Annotated in this window: 11 protein-coding genes; all 11 read right to left on the reverse strand. The window is 75.7% G+C overall.

Going from position 1 to position 10,931, the window contains the following annotated elements:
* Window positions 1-35: 35 nt before the first annotated feature.
* Window positions 36-404: a hypothetical protein gene (locus tag ACFVGO_RS37955; RefSeq protein ID WP_380636744.1), complete on the reverse strand. Its 369-nt coding sequence runs from the start codon at window positions 402-404 to the stop codon at window positions 36-38.
* A 123-nt stretch (window positions 405-527) separates the two neighbouring features.
* Entirely contained in the window at window positions 528-1,547 is a 1,020-nt protein-coding gene (locus tag ACFVGO_RS37960) for a winged helix-turn-helix domain-containing protein (RefSeq protein ID WP_359897839.1), read from the reverse strand.
* 27 nt (window positions 1,548-1,574) lie between these two features.
* Entirely contained in the window at window positions 1,575-2,864 is a 1,290-nt protein-coding gene (locus tag ACFVGO_RS37965) for an NADase-type glycan-binding domain-containing protein (protein WP_380636746.1), read from the reverse strand.
* A 3-nt stretch (window positions 2,865-2,867) separates the two neighbouring features.
* The gene (locus ACFVGO_RS37970) at window positions 2,868-3,431 is read right to left on the reverse strand and encodes a phage tail protein (RefSeq protein WP_359897841.1); all 564 of its coding nucleotides are present in this window, start codon (window positions 3,429-3,431) and stop codon (window positions 2,868-2,870) included.
* Between the two features lie 34 nt (window positions 3,432-3,465).
* On the reverse strand, window positions 3,466-5,427 hold the full coding sequence (locus tag ACFVGO_RS37975; protein ID WP_359897842.1) for a putative baseplate assembly protein: 1,962 nt from the start codon (window positions 5,425-5,427) through the stop codon (window positions 3,466-3,468).
* Complete coding sequence (locus ACFVGO_RS37980) at window positions 5,427-5,864, reverse strand: GPW/gp25 family protein (RefSeq protein ID WP_359897843.1); 438 nt, start codon at window positions 5,862-5,864, stop codon at window positions 5,427-5,429. Before ACFVGO_RS37980 ends, ACFVGO_RS37975 begins: the two co-directional genes overlap by 1 nt.
* Before the next feature lie 2 nt (window positions 5,865-5,866).
* Window positions 5,867-6,178, reverse strand: a complete 312-nt coding sequence (locus tag ACFVGO_RS37985) for a PAAR domain-containing protein (RefSeq protein ID WP_380357240.1) — start codon at window positions 6,176-6,178, stop codon at window positions 5,867-5,869.
* A 112-nt stretch (window positions 6,179-6,290) separates the two neighbouring features.
* Complete coding sequence (locus ACFVGO_RS37990; RefSeq protein WP_380357243.1) at window positions 6,291-8,069, reverse strand: VgrG-related protein; 1,779 nt, start codon at window positions 8,067-8,069, stop codon at window positions 6,291-6,293.
* Entirely contained in the window at window positions 8,066-8,830 is a 765-nt protein-coding gene (locus ACFVGO_RS37995) for a LysM peptidoglycan-binding domain-containing protein (protein WP_359897846.1), read from the reverse strand. The genes ACFVGO_RS37990 and ACFVGO_RS37995 overlap by 4 nt, the downstream gene beginning before the upstream one ends.
* 88 nt (window positions 8,831-8,918) lie before the next feature.
* Window positions 8,919-9,344: a phage tail protein gene (locus ACFVGO_RS38000; RefSeq protein WP_359897847.1), complete on the reverse strand. Its 426-nt coding sequence runs from the start codon at window positions 9,342-9,344 to the stop codon at window positions 8,919-8,921.
* Window positions 9,345-9,488: 144 nt separating this feature from the next.
* Window positions 9,489-10,034 carry a hypothetical protein gene (locus ACFVGO_RS38005; protein ID WP_380636748.1) on the reverse strand — a complete coding sequence of 182 codons (546 nt, stop codon included), beginning with the start codon at window positions 10,032-10,034 and terminating at the stop codon, window positions 9,489-9,491.
* Between the last annotated feature and the right edge of the window lie 897 nt (window positions 10,035-10,931).

The raw sequence follows: 10,931 nt of genomic DNA on the forward strand, positions 1-10,931 counted from the left end.
CACGGCGCACCCGGCAGCAGGCCCCCGGGGCGGGGTCAGCAGGCCTTGACGTACCAGACCGGGGCCCAGTCGGCGTTGGGGTCGCCGTAGGGTGCGCCGGGAGTGGTGTACACGAGGTTCTTGGACTTGCCGTACATCTTCGCCTTGAGACCGGCGGTCTGGTTGTTGTACCAGGACCCGCCGCTGTTCAGGCCGTCGGGGATCTCCTGGATCGCACCGCAGACACTGAACTTGAACGCGAGTTGCCGGTAGTTGCTGTACTTGTAGCCGCAGAAGTAGCCCTTGGGGCAGTCGGCCGGTGCGGCCGAGACGGCCGGCCGGGCGTTCGCCGCCGGGGCGAGGAGCGTGGTCGCCGCGGCGAAGCCGGCCGCGAGGGCGATGGCGGCCTTGTGGACGAGTCGCATGAGGACCTCCCGAGAACTGTGACGTCGTGGTGCGGGCGGGTTCGGCGCCCGGTCCTCAGTCTCCGCGGCCGCCGGACCGCCGCTCCAGGAGATTCGGGCTGCTCCGAATCACCGCGGCACCGCTCAAGTCCGGCCGGAACCGGACGGATCGGGCTCGTCGCCGAGCAGGTCGAGGCCCCGGGCGGTCGGGCTGTGCAGGGCGGCGTTGCGGTACCTGGAGGTGCCGATCAGCCCGGCCTCGCGCAGCACGGTGGCGTGTTCGCTGGCACTGGACGGGGTGATTCCGGCGAGGGCCGCGAGTTCCTTCGTCGAGCAGCCGGGGTGTTCGGCGATCGTCTCCAGGACGGCGGCACGAGTGTGCCCGAGCAGGGCGGAGAGCGCCACCGTCGATCCGCTCGGAGCCCGGTCGGCTTCGAACAGGGCCGACCGGTCCGCCGGCCCGCTGTCGTCGATCGGGTAGGTGACCACGGGCAACGGCTGGCCGTGGGCGTCGTCGCTGACCATGGCCCGGGTGGCGAACACCGAGGGGTTCAGCAGGATGCCCTGCCCCCGGAGCCACAGGTCGTACTCGACCGTGCTGCGGACTTCGAGCACCGGCGGATTCCACCGCAGCCACCGGGGGTTGGCGCCGGCCAGCAGGAGCTCGACGCCTCCGCCGAGGAACTGGCGCACCCGCACGGCCCGGTCCGCCGCGTGGCGGTCGACGACCTGCGGCCAGTGGCGGCCGACCAGGTGCTCGTAGAGCAGGCCGAGGCTGTCGACGAGTTTCTCGCGCAGCGCCCTGTCGTCCGCCAGGTGACGGGTCCACCGGGGCACGGGCTGGTGCTCGGCGATCGCGGCCAACTCCGCCTCGACGAGCCGGCGCGGCGTGGCCCGTACCCGGTCCAGCAGCTGCTCCGGGCCTCCTGCCACCGCGGGCATCAGGAAGGTCGGCCCCCAGCCGTCCGCGGGGACCAGGGACAGCGCCAGGCGGGCCCGCTCGGGCAGCCCGGCCAGGGCTCTGCGTCGCCACGGTTCCAGTCGCGCCGCGTGGCCGCGCGACTGCAACGCCCTCGCCGCCGCCATGAGTTCGGTCAACGGCATGGGATCGGCCGGCCGGGTCCTGGCCAGGTCCCCCGCCGTGAAGTGGATCCGGTAGACCATCGTTTCCTCCGGTGGCGGGCCGCGTGCTCAGGTGCGTTTGAAGAACTCCACCTCCGAGAGTGCGATGGCGCGGCCCGGGCCGGTGCCGGCGGCCTCCCGGACGGTGAGCTTCACCTGGGTGACGTCGCTGATCCCGGTCTGCACGGTCTGCGGGCCGGGCTGGTCGTTGAGCGGAACCTGCTGGGTGTGCACCGTGCCGTCCTTCTCGGTGACCTCCAGGGCGAGGACGACGGGGCGCGCCTGCTGCTGGAAGTGCTGCGGGTCCACGGAATCCCCGGTGTGGATGATCAGGTCCACCAGCCGGAACGGGGTGCGGAAGGAGAAGGTGACGGAGTCGCCGAGCGCGGGTGCGCCCCAGTAGGTGTTGCTCAGGCCGTCGTCGGCCAAGGTGGCCGGATGGCCCTCGACGGCGGCGCTCGCCGAGGTGGCGGCGGGGGTGATCGGCGCGGTCTTGCGGAGCTTGTCCAGCACGTCCTGGAAGGCGACCTTGCCCGCCGGGTAGAGCAGGATCCCGGCGACCACCACGGCGATCAGCACGAGCAGCGCGATGGTGCGGCGCAGCGCGTTGCCCGAACCGCCGATCCGCACCCGGCGCCGGAACGGCCAGCGGGTGCGCCACCAGGGCAGCTTCGGCGCGGCCTCGGTGGGCGTCAGCGGCGCGGCGCAGCGGCGGCAGAACTTCCGCTCGGGCAGGTTCGGCGTGCCGCACCGGGGGCACGGCGGGCCGTCCTGGGTCTCGACGGTCTCGGTGGGCCGGCTGACGGGGCGGGGTGCGACGGGCTTGGCCGGCTGGACGGCCACCGGGTCGGCCGCCGCCCTCGGGGCGGGCGCGGGGGCGGGGGTCTGCGCGGGAGCCGGCCGTACGGGGGCGGTGCTCGGGCGCGGGGGCTCGGCGGCGGGCGGGGGTTGGGTCGCCGGGGGCTCGGTCACGGGGGGCCCGGTCACCGGTGGCTCGGCGGGCCGGGCGGGCGGCTGCTCCGCCCTGGGCTCCTCCTCGACCTCTGCTCCGGGTTCCCCCTTGGCCTCCGGCTTGGGCTCCCGCGTGGGCTCCGCCCCGGTGCGCGCGGTCCGGCGCGAGGCGCTCCGCCGGGTGGATCCGGCGGGCGTGGGCGCGGGCGCGGGCTCCGGTACGGGTACCGGCGCGGGCTCGGGCTCGGGCTCGGCCCGTGCGGGGGCGGGCACCGCGACGGGCGCGGCCGTCGGCGCCGTCGTCGCCGGGGCGGCGGCGCCGCGCGACCAGCCGAGGTAGGCGCCGCAGTTGCCGCAGAAGTCGTCCCCCTCCCCGTTGGCCGTTCCGCATTCGGGGCACACCGGCATCCGTCAGCCCTCCGTTCGCCCGGGTGGGCCGGGCAGGATCTCCACCCGGCAGGTCAGATGGACCGGACAGCCCGCCCTCACGACGGACCGCACCTGGTCCTCGTCCGGCGCCGGTCCGCGCAGCGGCCAGACCCGGACCAGTACGTCGCCGCCCGGCGCGGGCGGCAACGGAGCGTCCGGGTCGGTGGACCAGGAGGCTCCGCCGCCGTCGACGATCTCGGCTCCGGCGCCGAGCACCAGCCGCAGCCGTTCGGTGAGGCCGCGCCGGGTGCCGCGCCAGCGGTGCAGCTCCACGGCGCGCTCGACCACCGCGCGGCGCACCTCCACCGGCCAGGCCGGGTCCACCTCCACCGCGACCCAGGAGGCCAGCCAGTCGAGGAAGTCGGCCGGCGCGAGGCCGGGTCGGAAGTAGGCGGGCAGGTTGTCCAGGGTCGCGAAGACCGGGGCGAGGACGGTGTCCAGGCCGGCCGTGAACCGCTGGGCGAAGTCGTCGTCGGCGAACAGCGCGGGCAGCAGTTCGCCGATCGGGTACGGGCTGGGCAGTCCGGGGACCGCCGCGCGGCTCATCGGCGCCCCCCGATTCCCGGCGCGCGGCACTCGCTCATGACGTCCCGTCCTCGGCGGCCGGGGTGACCACGACCTGGTGCTGGTGGGAGAAGACCAGGGCGTCCGCCGGGACCTCGACCCGCTCGGCGGGCGCGCCCCGGCGTCCGGTGATCGGGTCGGCCGGGAACAGCCGCACCTCCTCGACGCCGGAGACCGCGGCGACCCGCTGGAGCACCGCGAACACCTCCCCGTACTGCACGGCCCGGCCGAACGGCCAGCCCTCGCCGTCGGCGCCGCCGCGCAGCGGGTTGAGGTAGCGGTACAGCGCGGCGAGCACCTCCTCGCGGACCCGGTCGGGGTCGGCGGAGCGGGTGGTGAGCCGGGCGACGACCGTCACGCCCTGGTAGGCGGGGGGCTGGACGACCAGCCGGGTGCCGATCAGCCGGCGCTCGTCGAGGGCGGTCGCGACGGCGGCCAGCACCTGCTCGTCGGGGATCAGCTGCTCGAAGCGCAGCCGGTCGCCCTCGTCCGCGACGGCGTCGGGGACCACCAGCACCCGTACCGCCCCCGCCTCCCCGCCGCCGGCGGGCACGCAGCTGATCCGGGCGGCGGACGGCGCGGCCTGCCGGGCGATCAGCTCGAAGTCCCCGGCGGTGACAGCACGTTCCTGCAGGCGCAGCTGGTGCGGGGCACGGGCCTTGGCGTTCTCCACGGTCTCGCCGTCGACCCCGCCGCGCGCCGCCTCCCGGTTGTCGACCCGGGCGATGTACGGAACGGAGCTGCGCAGCACGGTGACGGTGCCGCGGGCGACGTTGCCCGCGATCCCGCCGCCGGTGCGGTAGCGCGGGACGCGCAGCCGGGCGCCCTTGGGCGGCACGGCGCCGAAGGCCCGCAGGCCGCCGTCCGGTTCCCGGACCGCGGGCGGGAAGAGGAACTCGCCGGTGGTCGCGTCCAGCACCACGTGCCGGTCGGCGGGCGAGGACTCGCCGAAGTGCTCGACGAGCGTCCAGCGTTCCCAGCCCTCGCCGGCCGCGACCTCGACCACCGGGGGCTCGCCGTCGAGCAGCACCGGCGGCCGGGCCAGCCGGAAGCGCTGGCCCGCGACGCCCTCCGAGGTGCCGAGCTGCGCGTCGGTGACGGTCTGCGCGTGGACGGCGGTGGCGGTGCCGCCGACCGTGAACACCTCGGCCCGCCGGACGGTGGGGGACTCGGAGTAGAACGGCTGGCCCGGCTGCGGCTCGGTGACCCGGCAGCGCAGCCAGCCGGCCCGGCGCCCGGCGACCACCGAGGCGGTGTGCCCGGCGGGCACGAAGACGACCACCTCGCCGGGCCGGTTGAGGCCGCCGGTGGTGTCGCTGCCGGTCTCGCAGGCGATCCAGCGCGCGCCGTCCCAGACCTCCCAGGCCAGCGGCGGCTGGCGCGGGTCGACGCCGACGCCCTCCACCCGGCTGTCCAGCCGGACGATCAGGATGCAGCGCGGCACGACGGCGGGCAGGGCGAAGAGCATGGCGTCCCCGGCCGCCGGGCGCGGCTGGAAGCAGGGCACGTCCGCGCCGTCGGCCAGCCGGGCCGTGCCGTCGGACTGCTCGCCGGACGCGGAGACGGTGACCAGCCGCTCCAGCGAGCTGGGGACGATCGGCAGGTCCTCGGCGGTGGAGAAGACCACCGCGTCGTCGGTCTCGGTGCGCAGCGTGGAGACTTCGGTGCCGGCCCGCAGCAGGACCGTCTCGGACTGCGGGGCGGAGAGCCAGAAGTCGACCTCGGCCCGGGCCGCGGCGGGCGGGAAGAGCCGGATGCCGAGCAGGTCGAGGAAGGCCGCGTAGTTCTTCTCCGGGACCCGGTTCAGCCGGTAGAGCAGCTGGTCCACCAGGTAGGCGAAGGTCTCGATCAGGGTGACGCCCGGGTCGGAGACGTTGTGGTCGGTCCACTCCGGGGCGCGCTGCTGGACGTAGCGCTTGGCCTCGTCGACGAGTTGCTGGAAGCGGCGGTCGTCCAGGTTCGGGGAGGGCAGGGCCATCAGCGCACACCCCCGCCGACCGTGTCGAGGGCGTCCGCGCCCGGGTGCTCCGGGATGGTGTAGAAGGGGAACACCAGGTTGCGGCGGTCGTTGGTGGCCCGCACGGTGTAGTGGACGTCGATGTAGAGGGTGCCCTCCTCGGCGCTGTCGAAGGCGATCACCACGTCGTCGACCTCGATCCGCGGCTCCCAGCGCTCCAGGGCGATGCGCACCTCGCGGGCGATCCGCCCGGCGGTGGTGCTGTCGCCCGGGGCGAAGACGTACTCGTGGATGCCGCAGCCGAACTCGGGGCGCATCGGCCGCTCCCCCGGGGCGGTGCCGAGGATCAGCCGGATCGCCTCCGCGAGCTCCCGGTCGCGCTCCACCATGGCGATGCCGCCGGTGGCGTTCACCCGCAGCGGGAAGGCCCAGCCGCGCCCTATGAAGCTGCCACTCATGCTCAGCCCCCGATCAGCACGTTGAACGCGCCGGTGGTGACGGTGGCGCCGCAGGTGGTCCTGTCGCCCATGCGGGCCGCGGGCAGGCCGCCGATCAGCACCACTCCCCTGGTCACCGCGCCCGGGGAGGGCAGCACCAGGTTGCCGGGGCCCAGCGCCAGGTGCGGGGGGACGACGCAGGCGTGGACGGTGCCGACGACGGCGGCGGGGCGGCCGCCGATCAGCACGGTCGCCACCTTGAGGGCGCCCGGCGGCGGGGTGGTGAGGGCGCCGCCGTGGTCGGTCATGTCGCCGGTCCGGGCTGCGGGGGGCATCTGCGGTCTCCGTTTCCTGCGGTGCCCGGTGTTCGCGGGCACTCGCCATACTGCCATCGGTTCTTGACGTTCCGTCAGTCGATCGCCGGTCTGTCGCCGGTCGATCGGCGGCTCAGTTGATCCGGACGAAGGCCCCCTTGAGCACCGCCTCGGCGCCACCGTCCACGGTGACCGACGTCGTACCCCGGACGGTGACCGATCCGCCGCGCACGTTCACCGCGCCGGTGCCCGCGTCCAGGGTGATGCCGGAGGAGGAGAGCCGTACCGTGCTGCCGGCCGCGCCGCCGAGGCCGTGGACGGTCAGCACGATCTCGCCGCGCTGCTGGTCCAGGCTGACCTCCAACTTCCCGTCACCGCTGGCCAGGTGGACGCCGGACTTGCCGCCCGGCACGTCCAGCAGCTCCATCCGGTGGCCCGAACGGGACACCACCGAGCGGCGGTTGACCTTGCCGGAGGCCCCGTCGACCAGCGGAACGTCGTGCGGGGAGGGCCGGTCCACGCCGTTGTAGAGCCCGCCCAGCACGTACGGGCTGTCCAGGTCGCCCTGCTCGAAGCCGACCAGCACCTCGTCGTTGACCTCGGGGCTGACCACGCCGCCGCCCCCGGCGCCGCCCCACTGCACGGTGCGCACCCAGTCGGAGACGTAGGTGTCGTCCAGCCAGGGGAACTTGAGCTTCACCCAGCCGCGCTGCCCGCCGCCCGGCTCCCGGACGTCGGTGACCACGGCGACGGCCAGTCCGGGCATCCGGGGCCCGCGCGGCGGGGCGTTGCCGCCGCTGGTCAGCCCGGCCAGCGAGCGGTCGGGCGCGGCGCTGACCACGACGGTGGTGCGGTAGCCGCGGAACGGTTCGAGCAGGTGGCGCACCCCGGTGGCGGTGTAGCGGCCGGAGAAGGCGGCGCCGACGTTGCCCAGCGCGACCGCGGTGCCCGCCCGCAGCCGCGGGTTGCCCTCGGCGACCACCTCCAGCTCGCCGAAGCCGGCCGCCACCGAGGCGGCCAGCGACCGGGCCGCCGAGGCGGTCTCCGCCTGGGTGCGGTACGGGGTGTCGGCGACGGTCAGCCGGGACTGGCCGGGGAAGGCGGAGGCCACCACCGAGGGGCTCATCCCCGGCTGCACGGTGCGGGAGGTCACCGCCGGCTCGGTGGCGACCAGGGCGCTCTTGGTGGTGACGTTCCAGCCGCGCGCCTCGACCGTGTCCGCTCCTCCGGCGCCGGTCAGCACGCCGCGCAGCTCCAGCAGGTTGCGGCCGTACTCCAGCACCAGCGGGTTCTGCGGCGCGGGGGTGGAGGGGGCCGGTGCGCCGGAGGCGGGGTCGGGCCGGACGAACTCCAGCCTCCCGTCGTCGTCCACCCGCACCTGGGCGCCGCTCTCCTGGGCCAGGAACTGGAGGAACTCCCAGTCCGGGACGTTCGCCTGCGAGAGCTGCTGGTGGACGACGGGGAAGGAGTCGACCTTGCCGCAGGTCAGTCCCGCGCCCGAGGCGACCTGGCGGACGATGTCGGCGGTGGTCATGTTCCGGAAGGCCTTCACCCGGCGCCCGCGCATCAGCCGGTGGGTGACCGCCGAGGCCCGCACCACGGTGTACGAGCCGGTGGTGTCCACCTCCAGCTCCAGCGCGGTCACCTCGCCGGTGAACAGCCGCGCCCGGGTGTTGCCCTGCACGGTGACCACGGACACCTTCAGCGGGGTGCCGATGGTGATCCCGGTGGCGGAGAGGAAGGTGTGGTCGGCGTCCCGGAAGGACAGCACCGCGGTGTCGGGCAGGCCGACGCTCTCCTCGATGTCGCAGGAGACCAGTTGGGTCACCCAGATCGGCGGCAGCGGGCCCGGCGCCTCGACGACGGGGTCGGCGGCGAAGGAGCGGCCGCCGCGGGCCTCGGGAGTGGTCATGGCCGTCCGCCCTGGGTGGGTTCCTGGTTCCGGGTGTGGCTCTGGGTGTGGCTCTGGGTGAGTTCCTCGATGCCCGGCACGATCAGCTCCGCGCCGGGGACCAGCGCCAGCGGATCGTCGATGTCGTTGGCCTCCGCGATGGCGCGCCAGGCGGTGGCGTCCCCGTAGGCGCGCCAGGCGAGCATCGGCAGGCTGTCGCCGGCGATCACCCGGTGGGTGCTGCGGGCCTCCGGCGAGCCGGAGGTCGGGTTCTGTCCGGCCGGGTCGACGCTCGCCTCGTCGATGGTCAGCGAGCAGACCGCCCGCAGCGGCTTCCCGTCGACGTCGAAGAGCGAGTAGGTGACCGAGAGGCCGGTCAGCACCCCGTTGAACGACGTGGTCTTCAGGGTGCCCCAGTCCAGCCGGATCCACGGGCTGGCCGGCGTCTTGCGCGCCAGGCTGGCCGGGGTGGGCACGCACGCCGTCATCAGCTGCTCCACCGCCCGCTCCACCGAGTTGTCGTGGGTCGCGGTGGAGTCCAGGAACACGTCGAGGGAGAGCGAGCGCGGACCGCTGCCGACGAACTCGGGCAGCGCGGACTCGCCCGCCATCCGGGACGGGGTGCGCCGCCACTCGGTGGTCTTGCTCAGCACCAGGGTCGCCGGGTTGAACTGGAGCCGGAGCTGCGCGAGCGTGCCGCCGGGCTGGGCGCCGACCGTGGACGGCGGCTCCATGATGGTCAGTTGGGCCCGGGTGACGCTGGCGGGGACCGCCGGGGACATCCTGGTGCTCCTTCCGTGGGTCGGGCTGTGGGGTGGGTTCCGTGGATCGGGTGGGCCGGGCCGGCCCGGTGAGCCGGGTGTGCGGGGGTCAGGAGGGGCGCAGGCCCGCGTGGGCGATCTCCAGGGTCTCCATCGCCGCCTGGGAGTTGGCGGGATCGAAGGACGGCCCCTCCCAGCGCACCGGGACGATCCCGAGCACCTGCCAGCCGACGATCCGGCTCAGGTCGGGCCGCAGCGCCACGATCTCGCCGTCCTTCGGCTCGACCTTGCGGACGATCTCGGACAGCCAGCGGGCGATCTTCGTGGTGTCGGCGGTGACCGCGCGGGTCAGCGTGATGTTCGACCAGGTGATGCGGCCCGGCAGCTGCCAGGCGAAGCCGTTGTTGCCGCCCTCCGCGTACTGCTCGATCTCGACCTGGGCGCCGAGTCCCGAGCAGGTGGTGAAGTCGCCCAGGTCGTTGCCGCCGATGGTCAGGCTGAAGAACACGCTGGACGCGAAGATGTTGTCGGTCATCGCTTCTGCTCCTTGCTTCCGGTCACGTCGCTGCTGCGGCCTGCTGTCGGCCGTCCGCCTGGTCCACGCTCTGGTCCGCGGCCCCGGCCCGCGTCGGCCGTTCCGCGGGCCGGCGCGCGGTCCGGCCTCCGGTCCGGGCCGGGCTCAGCGGCGCATGTCGTACGGTTTGCCGCTGCGCTCCCGGCCCCTGCGCAACTCGGTGCGCAGCAGCCGGCCGACCGGTTCGACCAGGCGGCGGGCCAGTTCGTCGAGGTCGGCGGGGTCGGCGCGCCGCTCGGCGCCCGGTCCGGCGGGGGCCTTGCCGGGGGTGCTCGCGGCGGGCGGGGTACCGGGGGTGGCGGTTCGGGCCGGCCCGGCGAGCTGCACCGTGGTGGGTGTGCGCGCGGGCACGGCGGTCATCGGCACCCCCGTCAGGCCGGTCTGCTCGGCCACCCGCTGCAACAGCCGGGCCGTGGCGGGCGACGGCGGTGCGGACGGCGCGGGCGAGGCAGCCAGGGCCGACGGGGCGGACGGGGCGGACGGGGCGCCGGTGGCGTGCCCGGCGGGCAGGGCCCGGGCCACGACGAGCGCGGGCGCGGACGCGGGGACGGACGTGGGGACGGACGCGGGCGCGGACGCGAGTGCGGTGGCGGGCTGCGGGCCCGGTGCCCGGCTCGTTCCCGCCGGGCCCGCGACGGCGGGCGGCTGCATCCGGGACGGCTGCGGAGGCCGGGGCGTGGCCGACAGGCGCTGGACCGACGGGGCCGCCACCGGCCTGAGCCGGACGACCGGCGGGCGCGGGGCGCTCGCCGCGGCGGACGGCGAACCGGGGGCGCCGGGGTTCGCGTGCCCACCGGACCTCGGCGTGGCGGACCGCTGCACGGCCGGGAGGCCCGCGCTCGTGGTGCCGGGCCGCGGCGCCGCCGGGACACCGGGGTTCAGGACTGCCGCACGGGGCTGACCGGGCAGGACGCGCGGTGGGCCCGCCGGTGCGGGCGCGGCCGGGACGGCGGCAGGTGCCGCCGGGCCTCCGGCCGCTGACGGGTGATCGACGACGGTCGGGTGCCCGGCCACCGTCCGTCGGACCGGCCGTGCCGACGGGCGCCGGGAGAACACCCGTTGCACCGCGGCCACGACCCCGCGCGGCACGGCCGCCCCCGGGATGGAGGGGCGCTCCGCGCGGGGGGCCGACTCCCCGGCTTCGGCACGGCTTCCTCGTGAGCGGGTGCCCGGCGAGCGCCGCGCCTGCGCACCCGAACGGCGCGGAGCGGCAGCGGCCGGTGCAACCGGCGCGGCCGGCGCCTCGCCGTCCGGACGGGACACGAGCGCGTTGGGCCAGGCGGCCCGGACCACGGGTGGCGTCGGCGCCGACCCGGCGCCTCCGCCGGAGGGAGCGGCGGCAACGGGCACGAAGGGTGCCGGCGGAGTGGCGAGGGCGACCGTCATCCGGCGGTCGCCGAGCAGCCCGCGCCGCTGACCGATGAGTCGAACGGCTCGCTGCACGCCCAGGCCGCCGGAGGACCGGCGCGCCGGAACCGTCACGGGCACCACCGGACCGTTGCCGCCGCCGAGCGGGGCGCCCGCCGGGCGCGTCCCGGGACCGGCCGG

Origin of the sequence: Kitasatospora sp. NPDC057738, assembly GCF_042798815.1 — a bacterium.
Taxonomy (GTDB): Bacteria; Actinomycetota; Actinomycetes; order Streptomycetales; family Streptomycetaceae; genus Kitasatospora; species Kitasatospora lactacystinica.

What these genes read in the sequence shown, in the direction of transcription:
- ACFVGO_RS37955 (WP_380636744.1), bottom strand. Translation starts at nt 404, where the DNA reads ATGCGACTCGTCCACAAGGCCGCCATCGCCCTCGCGGCCGGCTTCGCC.
- ACFVGO_RS37960 (WP_359897839.1), bottom strand. Translation starts at nt 1,547, where the DNA reads ATGGTCTACCGGATCCACTTCACGGCGGGGGACCTGGCCAGGACCCGG.
- ACFVGO_RS37965 (WP_380636746.1), bottom strand. Translation starts at nt 2,864, where the DNA reads ATGCCGGTGTGCCCCGAATGCGGAACGGCCAACGGGGAGGGGGACGAC.
- ACFVGO_RS37970 (WP_359897841.1), bottom strand. Translation starts at nt 3,431, where the DNA reads ATGAGCCGCGCGGCGGTCCCCGGACTGCCCAGCCCGTACCCGATCGGC.
- ACFVGO_RS37975 (WP_359897842.1), bottom strand. Translation starts at nt 5,427, where the DNA reads ATGGCCCTGCCCTCCCCGAACCTGGACGACCGCCGCTTCCAGCAACTC.
- ACFVGO_RS37980 (WP_359897843.1), bottom strand. Translation starts at nt 5,864, where the DNA reads ATGAGTGGCAGCTTCATAGGGCGCGGCTGGGCCTTCCCGCTGCGGGTG.
- ACFVGO_RS37985 (WP_380357240.1), bottom strand. Translation starts at nt 6,178, where the DNA reads ATGCCCCCCGCAGCCCGGACCGGCGACATGACCGACCACGGCGGCGCC.
- ACFVGO_RS37990 (WP_380357243.1), bottom strand. Translation starts at nt 8,069, where the DNA reads ATGACCACTCCCGAGGCCCGCGGCGGCCGCTCCTTCGCCGCCGACCCC.
- ACFVGO_RS37995 (WP_359897846.1), bottom strand. Translation starts at nt 8,830, where the DNA reads ATGTCCCCGGCGGTCCCCGCCAGCGTCACCCGGGCCCAACTGACCATC.
- ACFVGO_RS38000 (WP_359897847.1), bottom strand. Translation starts at nt 9,344, where the DNA reads ATGACCGACAACATCTTCGCGTCCAGCGTGTTCTTCAGCCTGACCATC.
- ACFVGO_RS38005 (WP_380636748.1), bottom strand. Translation starts at nt 10,034, where the DNA reads ATGCAGCCGCCCGCCGTCGCGGGCCCGGCGGGAACGAGCCGGGCACCG.